The following is a 22108-nucleotide window of genomic DNA, read 5'->3' on the forward strand; positions in this document are numbered from 1 at the left end:
ATGAGCGACACCGCAGACGTCATCCAGGTGGAGCAGCTGTCCAAGCGCTTCACCATCCGCAAGGACAAGTCGATCAAGGAGCGGCTGGTCAACGCGACGGCCTCCCGGCGGCACCGGGAGGACTTCTGGGCGCTGCGCGACGTGAGCCTGTCCATCCCCTCCGGCTCGACGATCGGCCTGATCGGCCCCAACGGCTCGGGCAAGAGCACGCTGCTCAAGGCCATCGGCGGGATCATCCAGCCGACCTCCGGCACCGTGCGCCGGCGCGGCCGGCTGGCCGCGCTCCTGGAACTCGGCGCGGGCTTCCACCCCGACCTCAGCGGGCGCGAGAACGTCTACCTCAACGCGGCCATCCTCGGCCTGTCGACGAAGCAGACCGACCAGTACTTCGAGTCGATCGTCGACTTCTCCGGCATCGAGAAGTTCATCGACAGCCAGGTGAAGTTCTACTCGTCGGGCATGTACGTCCGGCTGGCCTTCGCGGTCGCGGTGCACGTCGACCCGGACATCCTGCTGGTCGACGAGGTGCTCGCCGTCGGCGACGAGCCCTTCCAGCGCAAGTGCATGGACCGCATCAAGCAGTTCCAGCAGGAGGGCCGCACGATCGTCCTGGTCACCCACGCCCTCGACCAGGTCGCGGACATCTGCGACCGGGCCGTGGTGCTGGAGAACGGCCAGGTGGTCGTCGACGGGACTGCGCGGGACGCGATCCGCACCCTGCGCGCCGACTTCGACGCCCAGACGGCGAGCGACCGGGTCGACCAGAACCCGGCCGGCGCCAAGGTGCTCAGCATCCAGCCGACCGGGCCGGACGGGCGTCCGGTCCAGCAGCTGGTGCCCGGTGAGGACCTCCTCCTGCGGGTCACGGTGGAGGCCGACAAGCCGCTCGACGACTGGATCGTGGGGGTGGGCATCGACACCCCGACCGGTCAGCAGGTGTTCGGCACCAACACCCAGCTCCTCGGGGTCCGGATGGACCGGCTGGTCGGCCGCAGGACCATCGACATCCGCCTGGCGGGGCTGGCCCTGGGCGAGGGCGATTACCACGTGCACGGGGCGCTCGCCCACTGGAACGGGCCCGCCTTCACGAAGCTGTCGGAGGGGGCGAGCCTCTCCGTCGAGGGGCCGCGGCGCAGCATCGGCCCGGTGGGGGTCCGCGACATCTCGGCCACGGCGCACGACGAGCAACTGGTGCCCGACGCGGGGTAGCTGCCACGCGCGCCGGGAGCCGATCCCCGAGGATGGACGACGTGTCCCGCCCCCTGGAGTCAGCTCCGGCGACGCCGGAGCCGGCTCCGGCCCCGGAGAGGCGCGACCTGCGCCGGACGGCCCGGGTCCTGCTCCGTCCGCTGGCCGTCTACGCGGCGTCCCGCGCCGCGGTGCTGGTGAGCCTCTGGCTGGTCACCCGGCTCCAACCGGGGCAGAGCATGACGGAGCTCTTCAAGACCTGGGACGGGAACCTCTACCTCCAGATCATCGAGGGTGGCTATCCCGAGTTCCCCGACGACCGGGGGATCTTCGCGTTCTTCCCGCTCTACCCCCTCACCTCCCGGGCTGCCGCCGCCCTGCCGGGCCTCGGCGCGCTGGAGGCCGGCCTGCTCGTCGGGGCCGTCGCCGGCTGCGCGGCCGCCGTCCTCCTGTGGCTGTTGTGCCGCGAGCTGCTCGACGAGCGGACCGCCGACCGGGCCGTGGCGCTCTTCGCCTTCTTCCCCGGGTCGTTCGTGCTGTCGATGGTCTACTCGGAAGGGCTGATGATCGCCCTGGCCGCGGGCTGCCTGTGGGCCCTGGTCCGGCACCAGTGGCTGCTGGCGGGAGTGCTCGCCGCGCTGGCGACGGCGTCCCGACCGAACGCCATCGCGCTGATCGTCGCGTGCGCGTGGGCCGCCGGCATGGCCGTCCACGCGCGCCGCGACTGGCGGTCGCTGGTGGCGCCGGCGCTGGCACCGCTCGGCGTCCTCGCCTACTTCGGCCTGCTGTGGGTCCGGACCGGCGACCCGCTCACGTGGTTCACCGTGCAGCGCGAGCTCTGGGAGGAACGGGTCACGCCGATGGCGCTGATCGACGACCTCCGCGTCTTCGTCGCGGCGCCCTTCGAGAACACCAACACGACTGCGGTCGTGATCGGTGCCGCTGTCTCCGCCGTGGGCCTGGTCATGCTGGTGCGCAGTCCCCTGCCGAGCGTGCTGAGCGTCTACGCGGCCGTGGTGATCGCGATGGCCGCGTGCAGCGAGACGCTGGGCACGCGGCCGCGGTTCGTCCTGACGGCCTTCCCGATCTTCTTCGCGTTCGCGCTGCGCCTGCAGGGTGTGGCGTTCTCCGCCGTGCTCGGGCTGTCGGCCACCCTGCTGGGCGGCTTCACGATGATCAGCGTCGCCACGCTCCTGTTCACGCCCTGACGCCCGGCTCCCGCCACCCGGCGTCCACCCAAGGGCACCGGCGGGCTCAGCGGCGCGCCCGCTCCTGGACGACGACGATCTCCGGCCCGTTCACCCCGCTGACGACCCCGAGCTGCCCGGCCAGGGGCTCGTTCTCCGGGTCGGCGAGCTCCTCGGGGTCGCCCGGTACGAAGCTGACCCGCCACTTCTCGTCGCGGACGGTGGCGCGGTCGGAACCGAATCCGTAGACCCACTTCTCCGAGACCGTCACCCGGTAGCCCTCCTGCTCGAGGCGCAGGGCCACCGAGGTGGCGGTCGACCAGGCCGCCGCCTCCCGGATGTCCAGCAGCACCCGGGCGTCGTCCCCCTCGGGAGCGGGCAGCGCACCGAGGACCATCGCGGTGGCGTCGGCGGCCCCGGGGTGGTCGTACATCTGGGTCGAGGCGGACCGGTGCAACGAGAAGCCCACGCCGACCGACAGCGCCACCGCGACCGCCGCGGCGGCCGCGGCGGCGCGGGTCCGCGACGCCGCCGAGGGCCGGGGCAGCAGGTCGGCGAGGAGCGAGACCCCGGCGAACAGCAGGACCGCCGGGAGCACGGTGATCCACAGCACCAGGTAGTTGTGCATCGGGCCGGTGACCGCGCGCGCCGAGGCCAGCGCCGCGACCGTGCCCACGGCGGCGACCGTGCCCAGCCACGCGGGCAGCTCGGCACCGCGGCGCCAGGCCACGACCGCGACGCCGATGCCACCGAGCAGCTGTCCGGCCACTGCGGCGATGACCGCCGGCGTGAGCAGGGTCGTGTCCATGACCTCCGGCAGCGTGTGCCAGCCGTAGACCGGCGAGCCGAGGAGCCGGCCGACGGCCGAGATCGCCTCGCGCCAGGTGTGGCTGCCCTCCTCGCCACCTCCGTAGCGGAGGTACTCGGCGAGCATGCCCAGGTTGCCCCGCCCGGCGGGCGCGGTGAGCTGCTGCCACAGCGGCGGAACCCACATGAGGACGGCGACGGCGGCGGCGATGCCGGCGCGCAGCCGGGCCCGCGGCGTCCACCCGAGCCCCGATCGCCGTAGCCGGATCCCCAGTGCCACGACCGTCGTCAACCCCACCAACCCGACGAGGGGTGCGGTGCCGACGTGGGTCTGCAGCACGAACGAGGCCACGGCGAGGGTGGCGGCGAAGGCGGGGATGCTCCCCGCGCACGCCCGCGCGGCGACGACGAGCAGCAGCAGGACCGGCAGGAGCAGCGCGAACGGGTTCCACAGGTTGACGAACTCGATGGCCGGCATGCGGAGCACGTAGAGCAGGACGACGGCGGCGGCCAGCGGGCGCTGCCAGCGCCGTCCGGTGCCGGCAGCCAGGACCACCAGGGCGGCGAACAGGCCGTGCACGAACATCGACGAGGCGATCAGGGCCTCGCCGGTCGAGCCGAACAGCCAGTACAGCGGTGCCAGGAGGACGAACCACGCCGGGCCGGGGTGCGCCCAGCCCATCCGGGAGTACGGCCCCACCGACTGGTTCAGGTGCAGCACGTCGTAGGTGTCCAGCGCCAGGAGCGCCTGGTCGCCGCCGAGCACGTGGTCGGCGGTGACCAGGAAGTAGATCCCCACCACCAGGAACGGCGCCGTCGCCGCCACGACGGACAGCAGGTCGATGACGAGCCCCGGGCGGATCCGGCGTCGACCGGCCGGCGCCGGCGTCGACTGCACGGACACGTCTTCTCGGATCGCCATCTGCGCCTCTCGCGGGGGCGCGGGTCCCCCGCGCCACGGACATCGAGCGGCCCGACCGCCCGGGCGGGTCCGCCGTTCGAGTATCGGCGCTGCGGTCCCGCCCGGGCGAACACGGGGGCGCTCGTGTGACGGAGTGGTCGCATGGTGTTCACGGGATCCGTACGACCCTCGTCTACCCGTTCCGAGGCTCTTCCGGCCCTATCCTGAGCGCCGCTCCGCCGCGGGAAAACAGCCTCCCGAACGCTCCAGGTGAGCCGGCCCGCCCCACGTGAGGACCTGCATGACGGACAACGCCGACCGCTCCGGGTACGGCCGCCCCCTGCCCGCGCGGCTGGACCCCCGCGCCGGGGCGCCCTCCCGCCGGGACCGCAGGGCCGCCGCCCGGACGGACCGCGCGGAGCGGGCGCAGGACCGGCCGCGCCGTGGCCGCCGTCGCGCCGTCGCCGCGGGCCGGCTCGTCACCGCCGCCGCCTCCGTCGCGCTCCTGGCCGGCAGCGGCTGGGGCTGGTACCTGGGCCAGGTGGCCGACGCGAGCATGAACCGCACCGACGCCATCCCGGACAGCGGCAACGAGGGCCTCGGCGACGCGATGAACCTGCTGCTCGTGGGCAGCGACAGCCGGGCGGGTGCGACCGACGCCGAACTCGACCTGCTCAACACCACCGAGAACGACGGCACCAACACCGACACGATGATCCTCGTGCACGTGCCCGCCGACGGGTCGGAGGCGTCGTTCGTGTCCTTCCCGCGCGACTCCTACGTCCAGATCCCCGGCTACGGCTGGGACAAGCTCAACGCCGCCTACGCCTACGGCTACTTCCAGGAGGCGGACGACGACGCCACCGACGCCGAGCGCCAGGCCTCGGGCGCCCAGCTGCTGATCAAGACGATCAGCAGCCTCACCGGTCTGTCCATCGACCACTACGCCGAGGTCGACCTGCTCGGGTTCTTCAAGCTGTCCGAGGTCGTGGGCGGCGTCGAGGTCAACCTGTGCGCGCCGGCGAAGGACTCCTACTCCGGGGTCGACCTCCCTGCCGGCCCCCAGGTCCTGCAGGGCGAGCAGGCACTGGCCTTCGTCCGCCAGCGGCACGGCCTCGACCGTGGCGACTTCGACCGGATCATCCGCCAGCAGACCTACATGGCCGGCATGATCCGCAAGCTGATGGCCGATGACGTGCTGCTCGACCTGGGCAAGCAGCGTCGGCTGGTGGAGGCCGCCGCCGACTCGGTGACCGTCGACGAGTCGCTGAAGCTGCTCGACCTCGCCGCCCAGATGCAGTCGGTGCAGCCGGACAGCATCCACTTCCAGACGGTGCCCTACATCGGCGACGACCGGGACAGCCAGGACCGCTACATCCTCCGGCTGCAGGAGAAGGAGGCGCTGCACGCCTTCTTCGCCGACCTCTCCGCCGAACCGGAGCCGGCGCCCGGGGCGCCGGCCGCCGCCCCGGAGGCCCCCGAGACCGTGGCCCCGAGCGAGGTCTCCGTCGCGGTCTACAACGGGTCGAACACGTCCGGGCTGGCCGCCTCCACCGCCGAGGAGCTGACGGCGCAGGGGTTCCCGGTGGCCACCACGGGCAACGCGGACAGCCGCGGCTACGAGGTCACCGAGATCCGCTTCGCCGCGGGCGACGAGGGCCTGGCGGCGACGCTGGCGGCAGCCGTCCCCGGCGCGGTCACCGTCGAGTCCGACGAGCCGGCGGCCGGGACCCTCCACCTGGTCCTGGGCTCGGACTTCAACGGCGTGGGCCAGCCGGTGGACCCGCCGGCACCGGTCGAGGTCGTCGAGGGTGAGGACCCCCGCACGGCAGCCGACACCGACTGCATCAACTGACGGAGAGCTCCGCCCTCCGTCGGCCCCCGCGCAGGGGCCCGTCGTGAGCTCGCGAACGACGGGGGGCGAGGGGGTCCTTTCAGAAGGGCAGGCGGCGGAAGACCGCGCGGGGGGTGTGCCGCAGTCCGCTCATGACCCAGCGCATCGCGCCGGGCACCCACACCGTGTGCCGGCCCTTGCGGATGCCGGTGACGATGGCCTCGGCCACGGCGTCGGGCGACGTCGACAGCGGTGCGTCGGGCAGGCCCTCGGTCATCTTGGACCGGACGAACCCTGGCCGGACGACGAGCACCGAGACACCGGACCCGACCAGCGAGTCCGCGAGGCCGGAGAAGTAGGCGTCCAGGCCGGCCTTCGTGGAGCCGTAGACGTAGTTGGACCGACGGGCCCGCTCGCCGGCCACCGAGGACAGGGCGACGATCACGCCGTGGCCCTGGCTGCGCATCCGGTTGGCCAGCACGGTGCCCACGACCACCGGGGCCACGTAGTTCACGTGGCCGAGGGCGGCGGCCGCAGCGGGGTCGGTGGCGAGCTGCCCCTGGTCGCCCAGCTGGCCGAACGCGATCACGGCCACGTCGATGTCGCCGCCGGCGGACGCGGCCGCGACCATGCGCGCCGGCGAGTCCGGGTCCTCCGCGTCGAAGTCGACGACCTCGACGTCGGCACCGGCGGCCCGCAGCTCGTCGGCCACGGCCGTCCGGCGGGGCGTGTCCCGGGCGGCCACGACGACGCGCAGGGGCCGCTCGGCCAGGTACCGGTGCGCGGTCGCGACGGCGATGTCGGAGGTGCCACCGACCAGCAGCAGGGAGCCGGGCGATCCGAGGGCGTCGATCACAGCGAAAGCCTCCTGGCGAGGTCGGACGTGAACACGCCGTCGGGGTCGACCCGCTCGCGTACGGCACGGAAGTCCTCGAGCCGCGGGTACATCTGCGCGAAGGTCTCCGGGCGGACCCGGGAGTCCTTCGCCAGGTAGGTGCGCCCCTCGGCGGCGATCACGACCTCGTCCAGGGAGTCGAGCAGGCCGGCCAGCCCCTTCATCACGGGGATGTCCAGCGCCAGGGTCCAGCCGGGCGAGGGGTAGGACAGCATGCCGGGGTTGCCCGGACCGAAACGCTTGAGCACGGCAAGGAAGGACGCCGTCCCGAACGAGCTCAGCCGGTCCAGCAGCTCGCGCATGGCCTCCTCATGCCCGAAGGGCACGGTGACCTGGTACTGCACGAAGCCCCGCGGGCCGTAGATGCGGTTCCAGCCGCCCACGGCGTCCAGGGGGTGGAAGAACGTCGGGATGCTCTGCAACTGGTTGCGCTTGAGCTTCGGCGACTTCCGGTACCAGAGCTCGTTGAACGCGGCCACGGTCGCCAGGTTCAGCAGCCCCGGCGGGAAGACGTCGGGCACCTTGACCTTGATCGACCCGTGGTACTTCAGCGGGTCGGCCTTCCGCTTCTCCGGCAGTTCGTCGAGTCGGGCGAACCGGCCGCGGGTGACCACCGAGCGGCCCATCCGCTTCCCCTTGGCGAGGGTGTCGATCCAGGCCACCGAGTACTCGTAGAGGTGGTCGGTCTCGCTGAGCAGCGTCATGAGCGAGTCGAGGTCGGGCGTGCGGTCGGTGTCCACGAGGCAGCGCGAGGACTCGATCCGCTTCATCTGCACCTGCGCGCGCAGGATGACGCCGGTCAGGCCCATGCCGCCGGCCGTGGCCCAGAAGAGGTCCGGGTCCTGCTCGGGGCTGACCCGGTGGACCTCGCCGTCGGCGGAGAGCAGGTCCAGCCACCGGACGTGCTGGGCGAAGCTGCCCGCGACGTGGTGGTTCTTGCCGTGGATGTCCGCGCCTATGGCGCCGCCCACGGTGACCAGCCGCGTCCCCGGGGTCACCGGCACGAAGAAGCCCTGTGGCACGAACCGGTTCATCAGCTCGTCGAGCGAGATGCCGGCCTCGACGTCGACCAGTCCGGTCTCCGGGTCGAAGGCGAGGACGTCGTCGGCCGCGGTCATGTCGAGCACGTGGCCGCCGGCGTTCTGCGCCGCGTCGCCGTAGCTGCGCGCCAGGCCCCGGGCCACGACGCCGCGGCCGCCGGCCGCCGCCGTCGCGAGCACGGCGCGCACCTCGGCGTCGTCGTGCACGGGGGTGAGGACGGCGGGGGTGGGCGCGGTGCGCCCCCAGCCGTGCAGGAGGGTCGTCCTAGACATCGAAGACTCCCAAGGCCATGGTCACGACCCACAGCACGCCGAGGAAGAGCAGGACGCGGTCGCGCAGGACGATCTCCTCGGGCGCACCGGCGGCGCCCTTGTCGACGTCGACGGCGTACCGCAGGATCGCCATGACGAACGGCGCGATGGAGATGGTCGACCACGGGACGTGCTCCTGGGTCTCCCCCATCTCGAACGCCCACAGGCTGTAGGCGGTCACCGCCACGCCGGCCGACAGGCTCCACACGAACCGCAGGTAGCTGGCCGAGTACTCCTTGAGCGTCTTGCGCGTCGCCGCGGCGTCGCCGACGAGGACGAGCTCGGAGTACCGCTTGCCGGCCACCATGAACAGCGAGCCGAAGGCGGCCACGAGCAGGAACCACTGCGAGAGCAGCAACCCGGCGGCGACACCGCCGGCGATGCCGCGCAGCAGGAAGCCGGAGGCGACGACGGCGAGGTCGATGACCGGCTGGTTCTTGAGGAACACGCAGTAGGCCAGCTGGATGACCACGTAGCTCGCGAGCACGAACGCCAGTTCCGGCCGGGTCAGCAGCACCGCCGCGACCAGCGCGACGGTGAACAGCACGGCGGCCATAGCGACGGCCAGCCAGCGCGGGACCACCCCGGCGGCGATCGGCCGGAACCGCTTGCGCGGGTGCCGGCGGTCCTCCTCGACGTCGATCGAGTCGTTGACCAGGTACACCGCGGAGGCGGCGAGGCAGAACAGCACGAAGGCGACGGCGGTCGGCCGCATCACGTCGGCGTTGAAGATCTCCCCGGCGGCGAGCGGGGCGGCCAGCACGAGGACGTTCTTGACCCACTGCCGCGGCCGCAGCGCCCGGACCAGGCCCCAGGCGAAGCTGCCGCGGAAGCCGGGCAGCCGGGGGGCGAGTTCCGGCGAGGAGTGCGTCCCGACGGCGGCGGCCTCCGCCGTGGCCTCGGGAGCCAGGGCGGGGCTCGAGTGCGGTTGCACGGTCATGCCTTCCTGCCTGCGTCGGGAATCATGCGACGGCGCACGACCGTGGCCACGCCCGCGCCGAGCGCCGCGCCGGACACCACGTCCGAGGGGTAGTGGACTCCCAGGAGGACCCGGGAGACCAGCATCACGGCGGTCAGCCCCACCATCGGGGGACGGCCGATCATGGGCCCGAAGCCGACGGCGGCCGCGGCGGTGGAGCAGCTGTGCGCGCTGGGGAAGGACAGCCGACTCGGCGTCCCCACCAGCGGCGGGACGTCCTCGAGGGAGGGGCGGACCCGGCGCACGACGCGCTTGACCACCACTCCCGCCGCGTGCGCGGCGACCACGCCGGCCATGCCGGCCGCCCACTCCTCGCGGCGCCGACCGCGGGCCCACCCGGCAGCGCCGAGGGCCAGCCAGCCCAGCGCGTGCTCGCCGAAGTGCGACAGTCCCTGGGCGACGGGCACGGCCTTCGAGCCGCCCAGCGTGCGGCGTACCGACCGGAGCCCCGCGTGGTCGATCCGGGTCAGGGCAGCACTCGGTACGGCGGTCATCGAGTGCCGACTGTAGACGGGAGCCCGGTCGGACGCCGGTACGACGCGGGGCGGACCGCTCCGTCGCAACGCCCGCCTGCCACTCTTGTCCCGTGTCCACCACGCCTCCCATCGCCGCCGGCAGCGGTCGCCCGGCGGAGGTCCTGCCGGCCGAGCTGCTGGCCGCCGCGGTGCGCCGGTCCGCGGCCACGCCGCTGCTCACCGCCTACGACGACGCCACCGACGAGCGGGTCGAGCTGTCGGCCGCGACCCTGGCCAACTGGGTCGCCAAGACCGCCAACCTCCTGCAGGACGAGTGCGACGTCGGGCCCGGCAGCACGGTGGCCCTGGCCCTGCCGGTGCACTGGCAGACCGCGGCGGTGCTGCTCGGCGTCTGGAGCTGCGGGGCGACGGTGGTCGACACCGCGCTGGAGGACGACGGCCGGGCGGCGGGCGTCGACGTCGTGCTGGCCGCCCAGGACCGGATCGCCGCGCTGGAGGAGGCCGCAGGCGAGCAGCTGCCGGCCGAGTTCTGGGGGCTCTCGCTGCACCCGCTGGGGCTCGGCATGACGGACTACGTCGGCGCGGCCCGTGACTTCGCCGTCGAGGTGCGGGTGCACGGCGACGTCTTCTCCGCCTACGAGCAGCCCGATCCCGCCTCGCCGGGTCTGGTCGCCGGCGGCGTCATGTTGAGCCTGGGGAGCCTGGGAGCCGCCGCCGCCGAGCTGGCCGGCAGGCTGGGCATCGCCGAGGGCGACCGGGTCCTCGTGGACGAGCAGACCGCCGCCGAGGCGGGCCCGGTGGCCTGGCTGCTCGCCCCGCTGGCGGCCGGCGCGTCACTCGTGCTCTGCCGGAACGCCGCCGCGGACCGGCTCCCGGCGCGGGCCGCCGCCGAGCGCGTGACGGCTACCCTCGGGGTGCGGATCGAAGGCATCCGCACCCTCGGCCGGGCGGCCTGACCGCAGCTCGCCGCGCGAGGCATCGTGGTTCCCCACACGGACAGGCGCCGCACCCGCACATGACCTTCTCCGTCCTGGCCCGCGACCCGGTCACCGGGGAGCTGGGCGTCGCCGTCTCCTCCTGCATCCTCGCGGTCGGCCGGTCCGTCCCGGCCGCCCTCCCGGGGGTCGGGGTCGTGGCCGTGCAGGCGCGCTCCCGTCGAGGACTGGGCCGCTCGCTGATCGGCCGGCTGGCCGACGGCGCCGCCCCGGACGAGCTCGTCCGGGCGGCCGCCCACGCCGCGGAGGACGCCACCCGTCAGGTCGCCGTCGTGGACGCGACCGGCCGGGTCGCCGCACACACCGGACCGGGCTCGTTCCCGGCGAGCGGTCACCAGGTCGGTGAGGGGTACAGCGTCCAGGGCAACATGCTCGCCTCTCCCGACGTGCTGCCCGCGATGGCGGCGGCCTTCGAGGCCGCCACGGGGTCCCTGACCGACCGGCTCCTGCGAGCGCTGGCCGCCGGGCAGGACGCCGGAGGGGACCTGCGCGGACGCCAGTCCGCGGCCCTGCTCGTCGTCGGGGGTGAGCCGGCCACCGAGGAGGACGACGGGGTCCGCGTCGACCTGCGGGTGGACGACTCCGGCGACCCCGTGGCGCAGCTGCGGATGCTGCACAACCTGCAGCGCGCCTACGACGAGGCCGACTACGAGACCCTCGCCGTCTTCGCCCCCGAGGGCGCCCGGGAGCTGTACGGGGCGCTGGCCGCGTCCCGCCGGGGCGACCGCCCCGCGGCCCGTGCGGCGCTCGAGGCGATGCGCAGCCACCCCGGCTGGACCGTCTGGCTCAGCGCCATGGCGGGGGACTCCCGGGTGGCCGCGGTCTCGCATCTGCTCGACCCGACGTCACCGCCGTGACCCACCGCGCCGCGGCCGGAGCGACCTCCGCCACCCCTACACTCGCCGCGTGACGGCCCGGCGACCCACGCACCCCGCATGAGCGCGCCGGCGCCTCCTGACACCCCGCCTGCCTCCCCCACCAGCGGCGCGAGCTCCGCCACCGGGAGCGGACCGCACCGCCGCCGGCTCCTCCCCTGGCTGCTGGCGGGCGTGACGCTGGTGCTCGCCGTGGCCCTGCCGCTCGCTCCCGTGCGGGTGGACACGCCGGAGGTGCAGTGGCCGCTGGACCCGTCGGACCCCCAGTCGACCATCGCCCTCTTCATGCCCTACCGGCCGATCGACCTGCGGGCCGAGATCCCGTGCGCGGCGGTCGGTGCGCTCGCCGGCCGGCAGGAGGCCGGCGAGCCGCCCGCCGTGCTGCTGGCCACCGCACTACCCGACTCCGAGCGGGGCAGCGCCCGCGGGCTCCGGGCGACGACGACCGCCGACACCGTGCGCATCGTGTCCTCCGGCGAGGAGCTCTACAACGGCCCCCTCCCGGCGTCGAGCGACTGCACGGTCGTCATCGACGCCGACCAGGCGGGCACCAGCGTGGTGCTGGAGGAGCCCGGCTCGGGCAGCGAGGTCCTGGCCGACGAGCCGGAGCTCGCCGTCCCCGAGGTCACCGCGTTCGTCACCGACCTGACCGCCGCCGACGGCACGTCGCCCACGGTGACCGCCCATCCGGACGCCCGTTTCCAGACGTCGCCGACCGCGGTCAAGGGCGCGCTGGTCGTGGCGCACGTGCTGGCGCTGCTCGGCTGCCTCTGGTTGCTGTGGCGCGCGGGACCCGCGTCGCACCGCCGGCGCCGCGAGCCGCTCCCCGCCCTGGCGAAGCCACCCCTCGGACGTGGCGCGCGGGCGTGGACGGTGCTCGCGGACGTCGGCGTCGTCACCACGCTGGTGTTCTGGACCTTCGTCGGGTTCATGAACACCGACGACTACTACTACAGCGTCGAGGCCCGGACGATCGACTCGGCCGGGTACGTGGGCAACCAGTTCCGGTTCTTCAACGTCCCCGAGATCCCGTTCGTCCTGCACCAGACGCTGCTCGCGCCCCTGACCGAGCTGTCCAACCAGCCGCTGGTCATCCGGCTGCCCTCGCTGGTGGCGGGACTGGCCGTCTGGTGGCTGCTCAGCCGCCAGCTCGTGCCGCTGCTGGTGGACCGGCCGCACCCGGCGCTGCGCATCGTCGCGGGGCTGGCGTTGCTGGCCTGGTGGTTGCCGTGGAACATCGGCGCCCGCCCGGAGTTCCTCATCACCCTGGCCTGGGCCGCCACCCTCACCCTCGCGCTCCAGGCGATCCGCCGGCAGCGGGTCTGGATGCTCGGTGCAGCGGCCGTCGTGGCGGGCACCGCGGTGACCATCACCGCGTCGGGCCTGTCCTGCGCCGCGACGCTGATCGTGCTGCTCCCCCGCCTGTGGCCGCTGCTGCGCCGCTCGGCCCTGGGCCTGTGGGCGACCCTCGCGCTCGTGGTGGCCTCGGCCAGCGTCGCCTCCTCCATCGTCTTCTCCGACGCCACGCTCGCCAGTGCGCTGACCGCCCTGCGCGTCCACCGCGAGGTCGGGCCGGTCGAGCCCTGGTACATGGAGGTCATGCGCTACTGGTACCTGACGCTGGGTCCGGACCCGGCGCAGCGCACCTTCGGCCGCCAGCTGGTGGTCCTCCTCACGCTGGCCCTGCTGGTCGGCGTGTCCGTGGTGCTCACCCGCGTCACCCGGCACTCGGGCGGGCGCACCACCTGGGCGGTTCCGGCGCTGGCGTACGTGGCGGCCAACCTGGCCTTCTTCGTCTCGCCGACCAAGTGGACCCACCACTTCGGGGCGCTCGCCGCGCCGGGCGCCCTCGTCCTGACCGTGGCCGTGGCCGTGCTGGTCCGCCGCCGGCCCGACCGCTGGGCCTCCGGAGCGCTCGCCGTCGGGGTGGGGCTCACCGCGGCCATCGCCTTCCACGCGGGCAACCACCAGGTGGAGTACTCGGCCTACGGGGTGGTGAAGGAGCTCCCGGCCCTCCTGGGCAACCCGGCGACCTGGGCGCTGGTCGCGCTCGGCAGCGCCGCGGTGGTCTGGTGGGCCTGGCGGCGCTCGCCGCAGCCCCGTCCCCCGGGTCACCGCCCGTGGCCGGAGGCGGCGATCGGGACGACGGTGGTCGTCCTGCTGGCCTCCGTCCTGGTGCAGACCAGCAGCGCCTCGGCGGCCACGATCCGGATCCGCGAGAGCTGGTCCATGGCGAAGGACACGACCTCGGCCCTGACCGGCAACGCCGGCTGCGGCCTGGCCGACCGGGCCGTCGCCCTCACCACGCCGGGGCCGCTGCCCGTCGTCGCGGCGAGCGAGGGGTCGGAGGCGGCCGGGGACATCCCCGACGAGGACGAGGGAGCCTTCGCGGACCTCGTGGCCCCGGACACCGACCGGTGGTCGAGCTTCCGCAGCGGGCCGGTGAACGAGAACATCGAGCTGGTGACCCCCTGGTTCGACCTGGACTCGATGACCGACGAAGAGGTGCTGGCCGTCGCCGTCACCGGGCGGCCGGACGACGGCACCACCGTCGTCGCGGAGTTCGCCGATGCCCCGGCGGACGGTTCGGGCGAGCTGACCCCCACCGCCGAGGTCGAGATCGAGCTGGACGACGTCCGGCCCGGCTCGTGGGCCCGGGAGGTGCTCGGCGCCCGCAAGCACCACCCGCTGGGGACGTCGCTGGTGCGCTACCGGCTGACCGACCGGAACTTCACCCCGGGCGGCTGGCTGGCGATGACGGCGCCGTACCTGGTGATCGGCGAGCCGCTCAGCGAGCTGTTCGAGGGGACGTCGGTCGCCCTGGACTGGCCCATCGGCTTCAACATGCCCTGCATCGAGCCACCCCGCATCGCCGACGGCATGGTCGAGCCGGTCGACTGGGTGGTCTTCAGCGCCACGTTCGCCGACTCGCCGGACCTGACGATCGTCGACGACCGGGGCGGGGCCTACGGAACCCTCGACGAGGTGACGACGGGGACCGCTTACCGGGGCTTCATGCCGGGCGTCTTCCCCTACACCGAATGGGGCCGGCTCATCGAGCTGGAGTACGACCTGCCCACCGACGCCTTCCGCATGGAGAGCGACACCCGCACGATCGCCGGCTGGGGCTGGTGGCCCGGCGCCGGGCCGGGGCCCTCCCCGGAGGGTGGTTCGGCCCAGAGCGAGGCGCCCCGGAACTGATCAGCGCAGGAGGCTGATCAGCGCAGGAGGCTGATCAGCGCAGGAGGCTGATCAGCGCAGGAGGCTACGGGCGATCACCATGCGCTGGACCTGGTTGGTGCCCTCGTAGATCTGGGTGATCTTCGCGTCGCGCATCATCCGCTCGACCGGGAAGTCCTGCGTGTAGCCGGCGCCACCGAAGAGCTGGACGGCGTCCGTGGTCACCTGCATGGCGACGTCGGAGGCGAACGCCTTGGCCGACGCGGAGACGCGGGTGACGTCGGGCCGGCCGGCCTCACCGGCGGCGGCGGCGACGTAGACCAGGTGCCGCGCGGCCTCGATCTTCATCTCCATGTCGGCGAGCATGAACTGCACGCCCTGGAACTCACCGATGTTCTTGCCGAACTGCTTGCGCTCCTTGACGTAGGCCACGGAGGCGTCGAGCGCTCCCTGGGCCACGCCGACGGCCTGGGCGCCGATGGTCGGGCGGGTGAAGTCCAGCGTGCGCAGCGCGGTCTTGAAGCCGGTGCCGGGCGCCCCGATGATTCGGTCCGCGGGGATGGTGCAGCCGGTGAAGTACAGCTCGCAGGTGGGCGAGCCCTTGATGCCCATCTTGCGTTCCTTCGGGCCGACGGCGAAGCCGGGGTCGTCCCGGTGGACGGCGAAGGCCGAGATGCCGTTGGCGCCCTTCTCCGGGTCCGTGACGGCCATGACCGTGTACCACTCGGAGATGCCGGCGTTGGTGATCCAGGCCTTGGTGCCGTCGAGCACCCAGGAGTCGCCCTCGAGGCGCGCCCGGGTCTTCATCGCGGCGGCGTCGGAGCCGGCCTCGCGCTCGGACAGGCCGTAGCTGATCATCGCCTCGCCGGAGGCGATCGACGGCAGGACCTTCTGCTTCACGTCGTCGGACGCGGACAGGATGATCGGCATCGACCCGAGCTTGTTGACCGCCGGTATCAGCGACGCGCTGACGTCGACCCGCGCCACCTCCTCGATCACGATGCACGTCGCGATCGCGTCGGCGCCCTCGCCGCCGTACTCCTCGGGGATGTGCGTGGCGTGGAACCCGGCCGCGGTGAGCGCCTTCTGCGCCTCGGCCGGGAAGCGCGAGTCGGCGTCCACCTCGGCGGCGAACGGCGCGATCTCCCGCTCGGCGATGTCCCGGACGGCCTCGCGGATCGCGTCGTGCTCCTCGGTCAGGGCGTAGAGCCCCGCAGCGTTGTTACCCACGGGTAGATCGTAGGACGTCCGACTATGTGTCGGAACGAAGACGCTCCTGCAGGGTGAGGTCCCGCGCTTCGACCTGTGCGGCGAGATCGGCCTGGAACCTGCCGACCGCCTCCAGGAGGACCGGGTCGGCGGCCGCGAGGATGCGGACGGCGAGCAGCCCGGCGTTGCGACCGCCGCCGATGCCGACCGTGGCCACGGGGACACCCGCCGGCATCTGCACGATCGACAGCAGGCTGTCCAGTCCGTCGAGCCGGTCCAGCGGGCGCGGGACACCGATGACCGGCAGCGGTGTCGCGGCGGCCACCATGCCCGGCAGGTGTGCCGCACCCCCGGCGCCCGCGATGATCACGCGCAGGCCGCGGCCGGCGGCCGACTCCGCGTAGTCGAGCATCCGGCGCGGCGTGCGATGGGCGGAGAGGACGTGCGCCTCGTACGGGACGCCGAACTCCTCCAGCGCCTCTGCGGCCGGGTGCATGGTCGGCCAGTCGGAGTCACTGCCCATGACGATGCCGACCACGGGCTCGTCGACGACGTTCCGCTGTTCGTTCACGGTTCTCCTCGGCTCAGTGGTCGTGCTCGAACGCGAAGGCGGGGTCGACCACGCCGTCGGCCAGGTACCGGGCCGCCGCGACGGCGCGGGCACGCACCTCGGTCACGTCGTCGCCCAGGGCGGTGAGGTGCCCGAGCTTGCGACCGGGCCGCTGCGTCTTGCCGTACCAGTGCAGCTTCACCTCGGGCCAGTGCGCCATCAGGTGGTGGACGCGCTCATCCAGGGCGGGGCCGGTCCAGTCCGGCGCCGACGCCGCGCCGCCCAGGACGTTGGCCATCACCGCGACCGGCGTGGTCATGGCCGTGGAGCCCAGGGGGTAGTCCAGCACCGCGCGCAGGTGCTGCTCGAACTGGCTGGTGCGCGAGCCCTCGATCGTCCAGTGGCCGGAGTTGTGCGGCCGCATCGCCAGCTCGTTGACCAGCACGCCGTCGGCGGTCTCGAACAGCTCGACCGCCAGCATGCCGACCACGCCCAGCCGGTCGGCGATGCGCACCGCGAGCTCCTGCGCGGCGGCCGAGCGCTCCTCGCTCAGCCCGGGGGCCGGTGCCAGCACCTCGGCGCAGACGCCGTGGCGCTGCACCGTCTCCACCACCGGCCAGACCGCGACCTGCCCGAACGGCGAGCGGGCGACCTGGGCGGACAGCTCCCGGACCATCGGAACCCGCTGCTCGGCCAGCAGCGTCCCGTGCCGCCGGCACAGCTCGGCGGCCGTCGCGGCGTCCTCCACGACGAACACGCCCTTGCCGTCGTAGCCACCGCGGGGGGTCTTGAGCACCACCGGCCAGCCGGCCCGAGCGGCGAACTCCTCGACGTCGGAGACGGTGTCCACGCGGGCCCAGTCGGGCTGCGGCTCCCCCGCGGCGGCCAGCGCCTCGCGCAGGACCAGCTTGTCCTGGGCGTGGACCAGGGCCGCGGGGCCGGGTGCCACCCGGTGCCCGGCCTGCTCCAGGGCGTGGAGGTGCTCGGTCGGGACGTGCTCGTGGTCGAAGGTCACGACGGTCGCGCCGTCGGCCAGGTCGCGCAGCGCGTCGAGGTCGTCGTGGGCGCCGATCCGCACGTCCGCGGCGACCAGCGCGGCGGACTCCTGCGGGCCGGCGGAGAGGACGCGGAGCGACTGCCCGAGGGCGATGGCCGCCTGGTGGGTCATCCGCGCGAGCTGGCCGCCACCGACCATCGCGACCACGGGCAGGCCCGTGACGGCGGAGAGGGGTGCGGGACCTGACATGGCCGGACGAGCCTAGCGGGCCGTCCCCGGCCCGCATCCCCTTAGCAGGTCGAGGTGCCGCGACACCGTTTTCCGAGACTCGGACCACTCCGTGTCGCAGGACGGCAAAGGGCACGCACCGTGGGAGCCTGGTGACACCACGTGCCCGTCGCGATCCTCTCCGTGAGGGCTGACGTCGCGAAACCGTGCAACCGGACGAGGGATGCTCTTCATGCGCAACACCTGGCGCGCCACGTGCCTGGGACTGATCGTGCTCGGTCCGCTGCTCACCGCTTGCGGGGGCGCCGACGACTCCCGGAAGTCGTCGTCGACCGAGTCCTCGGCCGGGTCCTCCGCCCCGCCGACTCCCGGCGTCTACGGACAGCCGGACCCGAACGTCGAGGTGCCCACCGAGGTGGCCACCGACTCGCCCGCGCCCACGGCCCCCGCCGGTGACGATGTTGCGCCACAGCTGACCTATTTCGGCTGGAACGCCGACATCAGGGGCGTCGAGGCCGGCGGCTTCGTCCCCTCGCTCGTGGAGGCCGGGGGCACCTGCACGCTGACGTTGAGCAAGGGCGCGACCGAGGTCGAGGCCTCGTCGCAGGCCGTCGACAACGTCACGTCCACGTCCTGCGCCGAGATGGTCGTCCCCGGGGACCGGTTGTCCTCCGGAGTCTGGAAGGCGGTTCTCTCCTACGAGTCGGAGACGTCCCAGGGCGTCTCCGGTGCGGTGGAGGTCGAGGTCCCGTGATGCGCACGATGGTCCGGCTGCTCGCCGTCCTCACCGTCGCCGCGGCCTCGCTCCTGAGCCCGGTGACCACCAGCACGCCCGTCCAGCAGGCCGAAGCCGCGGATCTCCGGCTCTTCGACCCGGGCAACATCATCTCCGACGCGGTGTTCTTCGACGGGCTCGCGATGGACGCCGCTGCCATCCAGGCCTTCCTGGGGAGCAAGGCGCCCAGCACCTGTCCCAACCCTGCGCTCGACAGCAGCCCATGCCTGCGCGACTACAGGATGAACACGACGAACCGTGCGGCGGACAACCTGTGCGCCGGCTACCAGGGGGCGGCGAACGAGAGTGCCGCCGTCGTCATCGCGAAGGTCTCCGTTTCGTGCCGGGTGAACCCCCGGGTGCTGCTCGTTCTCCTCCAGAAGGAAATGGGCTTCATCACGAGCTCCAACCCGACGGACAAGATGTATGTCCGGGCGGCTGGCTATGGCTGCCCCGACAACGGCACCGGCACGTGCGACCCCTCCTACGAAGGGCTGCAGAACCAGCTGTACCGCTCCGCCTGGCAGTACCAGCGCTACGCCGCCTCCCCGGCCAGCTACAGCTACCGGGCAGGGCGCACCAACATCATCGGCTACTACCCCGCAGTTCAGGACAGGTACGGAGACAACCGGAACAACGTCCGCTGCGGCACGTCACAGGTCTACATCCAGAACCAGGCGACAGCAGGGCTCTACAACTACACGCCGTACCGGCCCAACCAGGCGGCGCTCAACGCAAGCAACGGCGGTTACGGCACCGGCGACTCCTGCTCCTCGTACGGCAACCGCAACTTCTGGAACTACTTCACCGACTGGTTCGGCTCAACCCACTCGGCCGGCGCCGGCGCCATCATGATCCGGCACAACGAGCTGGGTGGAGCCGGTGGCCGGCTGGGTGCCGCGACGACGGGCTTCCACTGCGGCCTGCGCGACAACGGCTGCTTCCAGCACTACACGCACGGATCGATCTACTGGTCGCCTGCGACCGGGGCGCGTGCCGTGGAGTCGCACGTACGGGCCAAGTGGGCGTCCGACGGGTGGGAGCTCGGGCCGCTCGGCTATCCGACGTCCGAGCTGAACTGCGGACTGGTCCGCAGCGGTTGCTTCCAGGAGTTCCAGCGCGGCTCGATGTACTCGTCCCCGGGCAGCGGGACGTTGTGGGTCCGCGGGATCATCCGAGCCCACTGGGCCTCCATGGGCTGGGAGCTCGGCTGGCTGGGCTACCCCACGACCGACGAACTGTGCGGCACGCGCGGTGGCGGGTGCGTCAGCCACTTCCAGAACGGCTCGATCTGGTTCCACCCCTCGACCGGGGCACATGCGATCAACTCGACGCTCATGGGCAAGTGGCGGCAACTGGGCTACGAGGCCGGCGCCGTGGGCTACCCCACGTCCGGCGTCACCTGCGAGCTCAAGGGCCACGGCTGCTTCGCGAACTTCCAGGGCGGCAGCCTGTACTACAGCCCGGCGACGGGCACTCAGTTCGTCAAGGGCGCGATCGGCGGCCTGTGGCGCGCCACCGGTGCGGAGAACGGCTGGCTCGGCTACCCGACCACCGACGAGCTCTGCGCACTGCGCGGCGGCGGATGCGTCAGCCACTTCCAGAACGGGTCGATCTGGTACTCCCCGGCAACCGGGGTGCACGTGATCAACCGGACGCTGATGGGCAAGTGGCACCAGCTGGGCTACGAGTCCGGCGCCGTCGGCTACCCGACGAGCAGCGTGGTCTGCGAGCTGACGGCTCACGGCTGCGCGGCGAACTTCCAGGGGGGCAGCCTGTACTACAGCCCTGCCACGGGAACCCAGTTCGTCAAGGGTGCCATCCGCGACCTGTGGACGGTGGCGGGCCGGGAGACGGGCTGGATGGGCTATCCCACCAGCGACGAGACCTGCGGGCTGCGCGGCGGCGGCTGCTTCTCGCACTTCCAGGGGGCCTCGATCTACTACTCCCCCGCGAGCGGCGTGAACCACGTGTCGGGTCCGATCAAGGACGCGTGGGCGGCCAGCGGCTGGGAGGCCGGCGGCTGGGGCTACCCGACGGGCAACCCCGCGTCGTCGGGCAGCAACGTCACCCAGCGGTTCCAGGGCGGGACCGCTACGTGGCACACCGCGACCGGCACCGTCTCCTTCGGCTGAATGTGCCGGCCCCGGCCCCGCGGGCGGGAAGTTGCCTAGAATCGCTCAGGTGGCTTCCCCCCGCGGCCGTTCGGCCGTGACCGCCGGACGGGTGCGTCGGCGGCTGAAGGAGCTCGGCGCCTTCGGCGCGGTGGGCGGATTCGCCTTCGTCATCGACGTCGGCCTCTTCCAGCTCTTCTACGCCCACATGGACATCGGCGCCGTGACGGCGAAGACGATGGCCACCCTGGTGTCGATGGTCGTGGCCTTCCTCGGGCACCGGAACTGGGCGTTCGCGCACCGCGACCGGACGACGGTCCGCCGGTCGTTCAGCCGCTTCAGCCTCATCAACGCGGGCACGCTCGCCATCGGCGCGGCGATCGTCTGGTTCGTGCGCTACCCGCTGGACCAGGAGAGCGTGCTGGTGATCCAGATCGCCAACGTCGGCTCGATCGGGCTCAACAGCGTGCTCCGGTACCTGGCGTACCGGCGCTGGGTGTTCCCCGCGCTGGCCGGCGCGACGACCGGCGCCGGTGCCCCTCACCACGCGGCGGGAGCGGCCCCGTCGCCGACCCCTGCTCCGGCCGGCTTCCCGCCGGAGCAGGCACACGCCGGGGACGACGCGCTGCCGCCGGTCACCCGCGGCGCCGTCTGACCTCTCGGGTCGCCGTCCGGCTCTCCACCCCGGTCGCTCAGCTCGCCAGCCGCGAGCCGTTCCTCCCGGGAACGACCTCGAGCCGGCTGGTGATGCGGGTGCGCAGCTCCTCGACGTGGCTGATGACGCCCACGGTCCGGCCGCCACGGCGGAGCTCGTCCAGCACGTTCATCACGGCGTCGAGCGCCTGGGGATCGAGCGTGCCGAACCCCTCGTCGACGAAGAGGCTGTCGATCTGCACGCCCCCGCTCTCGGCGGTGACGACGTCGGCCAGCCCGAGGGCCAGCGCGAGAGAGGCCATGAAGCTCTCCCCGCCCGACAGTGTCTTGGTCGGCCGTTCGGTGCCGGTGTACTCGTCCAGGACCACGAGGCTCAGACCGCCCCGGGCGCCGTGGCGGCCCTGGGCGTCGCTGTGCCGGAAGGTGTAGCGCCCGCCGGACATGTCCTGCAGCCGGCGGCTGGCCACCTGGGACACCTGCTCGAGCCGGGCCGCGAGAACGAAGGACTGCAGCCGCATCTTCAACCGGTTGGCACCGCGCCCGGTGGCGAGGTCGGCCAGCGCCGTGACCTGCTCGGTGACCGCGCGCTGCTCGTCGAGCTCCACCTCGACCGCGGTGAGCTCCCCGGCCAGCTCGTCCAGCCGGGCGACGCGGCGCCGGGCGTGCTCGAGCGCGGCGACGGCCGCCTCCCGGTCGGCGGTCGCCGCGCGGCAGCCGCCGGTGAGCGCCTCCAGGTCGGGGCGGGCTCCCAGCTCTGCCAGGGCGGGCTCCGCCAGGACGGCATGGGCCACGGCGAGTGCCCGGTCGTGCTCCTCCACCCGGCGGGCCAGCTCGTCGGCGCGCCCGGCGGGGAGCAGCGCGCACGCGGCGGCGTCCAGGTCGGGGAAGCCCGCCGACTCCACGCGGGCCGCC

General features: G+C 73.1%; 18 protein-coding genes. 9 read left to right on the plus strand and 9 right to left on the minus strand.

What is annotated here, in order from left to right; genetic code table 11:
* Together BN344_RS10250 and BN344_RS19035 are read left to right on the plus strand one after the other, a co-directional pair.
* Complete coding sequence (locus BN344_RS10250) at positions 1-1209, plus strand: ABC transporter ATP-binding protein (protein WP_051515780.1); 1209 nt, start codon at positions 1-3, stop codon at positions 1207-1209.
* 41 nt (positions 1210-1250) lie between these two features.
* Positions 1251-2396 carry a glycosyltransferase family 39 protein gene (locus BN344_RS19035; RefSeq protein WP_166518221.1) on the plus strand — a complete coding sequence of 382 codons (1146 nt, stop codon included), beginning with the start codon at positions 1251-1253 and terminating at the stop codon, positions 2394-2396.
* 46 nt (positions 2397-2442) lie between these two features.
* Here the strand turns inward: BN344_RS19035 and BN344_RS10260 are convergent, their stop codons facing one another.
* Positions 2443-4080 (minus strand): hypothetical protein, encoded by a 1638-nt coding sequence (locus tag BN344_RS10260; protein ID WP_040338433.1) that lies wholly within the window; start codon positions 4078-4080, stop codon positions 2443-2445.
* Between the two features lie 304 nt (positions 4081-4384).
* On the opposite strand from BN344_RS10260, the gene BN344_RS10265 reads away from it, so the two are divergent.
* Positions 4385-5938 (plus strand): LCP family protein, encoded by a 1554-nt coding sequence (locus tag BN344_RS10265; RefSeq protein WP_040338434.1) that lies wholly within the window; start codon positions 4385-4387, stop codon positions 5936-5938.
* Between the two features lie 79 nt (positions 5939-6017).
* Here BN344_RS10265 and BN344_RS10270 read toward each other — a convergent pair whose 3' ends face one another.
* The 4 genes from BN344_RS10270 to BN344_RS10285 are packed head-to-tail and all read right to left on the minus strand — an operon-like array spanning position 6018 to position 9637.
* Positions 6018-6773 (minus strand): decaprenylphospho-beta-D-erythro-pentofuranosid-2-ulose 2-reductase, encoded by a 756-nt coding sequence (locus BN344_RS10270; protein WP_040338435.1) that lies wholly within the window; start codon positions 6771-6773, stop codon positions 6018-6020.
* Positions 6770-8125 carry an FAD-binding oxidoreductase gene (locus BN344_RS10275; protein WP_040338436.1) on the minus strand — a complete coding sequence of 452 codons (1356 nt, stop codon included), beginning with the start codon at positions 8123-8125 and terminating at the stop codon, positions 6770-6772. Before BN344_RS10275 ends, BN344_RS10270 begins: the two co-directional genes overlap by 4 nt.
* Positions 8118-9104, minus strand: a complete 987-nt coding sequence (locus BN344_RS10280) for a decaprenyl-phosphate phosphoribosyltransferase (protein ID WP_081788534.1) — start codon at positions 9102-9104, stop codon at positions 8118-8120. The genes BN344_RS10275 and BN344_RS10280 overlap by 8 nt, the downstream gene beginning before the upstream one ends.
* Positions 9101-9637, minus strand: a complete 537-nt coding sequence (locus tag BN344_RS10285) for a phosphatase PAP2 family protein (RefSeq protein WP_051515782.1) — start codon at positions 9635-9637, stop codon at positions 9101-9103. The genes BN344_RS10280 and BN344_RS10285 overlap by 4 nt, the downstream gene beginning before the upstream one ends.
* Positions 9638-9729: 92 nt before the next feature.
* Here BN344_RS10285 and BN344_RS10290 point away from each other — a divergent pair, with 92 nt between their 5' ends.
* The 3 genes from BN344_RS10290 (at position 9730) to BN344_RS10300 (ending at position 14690) form a co-directional block, all read left to right on the plus strand.
* A complete protein-coding gene (locus BN344_RS10290) occupies positions 9730-10575 on the plus strand; it encodes a TIGR03089 family protein (RefSeq protein ID WP_231486712.1) in 846 nt (281 codons plus the stop codon).
* Positions 10576-10634: 59 nt separating this feature from the next.
* Positions 10635-11471 (plus strand): DUF1028 domain-containing protein, encoded by an 837-nt coding sequence (locus BN344_RS10295; protein WP_040338437.1) that lies wholly within the window; start codon positions 10635-10637, stop codon positions 11469-11471.
* Between the two features lie 78 nt (positions 11472-11549).
* Positions 11550-14690 carry an arabinosyltransferase domain-containing protein gene (locus BN344_RS10300; RefSeq protein WP_040338438.1) on the plus strand — a complete coding sequence of 1047 codons (3141 nt, stop codon included), beginning with the start codon at positions 11550-11552 and terminating at the stop codon, positions 14688-14690.
* 51 nt (positions 14691-14741) lie between these two features.
* Here BN344_RS10300 and BN344_RS10305 read toward each other — a convergent pair whose 3' ends face one another.
* The 3 genes from BN344_RS10305 to BN344_RS10315 are packed head-to-tail and all read right to left on the minus strand — an operon-like array spanning position 14742 to position 17674.
* Entirely contained in the window at positions 14742-15899 is a 1158-nt protein-coding gene (locus tag BN344_RS10305) for an acyl-CoA dehydrogenase family protein (protein WP_040338439.1), read from the minus strand.
* A gap of 22 nt (positions 15900-15921) precedes the next feature.
* Positions 15922-16449, minus strand: coding sequence for a 5-(carboxyamino)imidazole ribonucleotide mutase (gene purE / locus BN344_RS10310; protein ID WP_040338440.1), 528 nt, complete (start codon positions 16447-16449; stop codon positions 15922-15924).
* A gap of 13 nt (positions 16450-16462) precedes the next feature.
* On the minus strand, positions 16463-17674 hold the full coding sequence (locus BN344_RS10315) for a 5-(carboxyamino)imidazole ribonucleotide synthase (RefSeq protein ID WP_040338441.1): 1212 nt from the start codon (positions 17672-17674) through the stop codon (positions 16463-16465).
* 211 nt (positions 17675-17885) lie between these two features.
* Between BN344_RS10315 and BN344_RS10320 the strand changes: the two genes are divergently transcribed.
* From BN344_RS10320 to BN344_RS10335, 3 genes are read left to right on the plus strand one after another with little or no spacing between them, the layout of a single operon-like run.
* Complete coding sequence (locus BN344_RS10320; RefSeq protein ID WP_155858835.1) at positions 17886-18407, plus strand: hypothetical protein; 522 nt, start codon at positions 17886-17888, stop codon at positions 18405-18407.
* A complete protein-coding gene (locus BN344_RS19040) occupies positions 18407-20563 on the plus strand; it encodes an LGFP repeat-containing protein (RefSeq protein WP_051515783.1) in 2157 nt (718 codons plus the stop codon). Before BN344_RS10320 ends, BN344_RS19040 begins: the two co-directional genes overlap by 1 nt.
* A gap of 49 nt (positions 20564-20612) precedes the next feature.
* Complete coding sequence (locus tag BN344_RS10335) at positions 20613-21197, plus strand: GtrA family protein (RefSeq protein WP_081788535.1); 585 nt, start codon at positions 20613-20615, stop codon at positions 21195-21197.
* 37 nt (positions 21198-21234) lie between these two features.
* Here BN344_RS10335 and BN344_RS10340 read toward each other — a convergent pair.
* Positions 21235-22108: SbcC/MukB-like Walker B domain-containing protein (locus tag BN344_RS10340; protein WP_269319898.1), on the minus strand; the 874-nt coding region annotated here is incomplete at its 5' end.

The sequence above is a fragment of the Candidatus Blastococcus massiliensis AP3 genome, from assembly GCF_000582785.1.
In the GTDB taxonomy this organism is placed as follows: Bacteria; Actinomycetota; Actinomycetes; order Mycobacteriales; family Geodermatophilaceae; genus Blastococcus; species Blastococcus massiliensis.

Bases quoted from the DNA above. Each gene is read 5' to 3' on its own strand.
- BN344_RS10250 (WP_051515780.1), top strand. From the start codon at position 1: ATGAGCGACACCGCAGACGTCATCCAGGTGGAGCAGCTGTCCAAGCGC.
- BN344_RS10265 (WP_040338434.1), top strand. From the start codon at position 4,385: ATGACGGACAACGCCGACCGCTCCGGGTACGGCCGCCCCCTGCCCGCG.
- BN344_RS10275 (WP_040338436.1), bottom strand. From the start codon at position 8,125: ATGTCTAGGACGACCCTCCTGCACGGCTGGGGGCGCACCGCGCCCACC.
- BN344_RS10280 (WP_081788534.1), bottom strand. From the start codon at position 9,104: ATGACCGTGCAACCGCACTCGAGCCCCGCCCTGGCTCCCGAGGCCACG.
- BN344_RS10285 (WP_051515782.1), bottom strand. From the start codon at position 9,637: ATGACCGCCGTACCGAGTGCTGCCCTGACCCGGATCGACCACGCGGGG.
- BN344_RS10295 (WP_040338437.1), top strand. From the start codon at position 10,635: ATGACCTTCTCCGTCCTGGCCCGCGACCCGGTCACCGGGGAGCTGGGC.
- BN344_RS10300 (WP_040338438.1), top strand. From the start codon at position 11,550: ATGAGCGCGCCGGCGCCTCCTGACACCCCGCCTGCCTCCCCCACCAGC.
- BN344_RS10315 (WP_040338441.1), bottom strand. From the start codon at position 17,674: ATGTCAGGTCCCGCACCCCTCTCCGCCGTCACGGGCCTGCCCGTGGTC.
- BN344_RS10320 (WP_155858835.1), top strand. From the start codon at position 17,886: ATGCGCAACACCTGGCGCGCCACGTGCCTGGGACTGATCGTGCTCGGT.
- BN344_RS19040 (WP_051515783.1), top strand. From the start codon at position 18,407: ATGCGCACGATGGTCCGGCTGCTCGCCGTCCTCACCGTCGCCGCGGCC.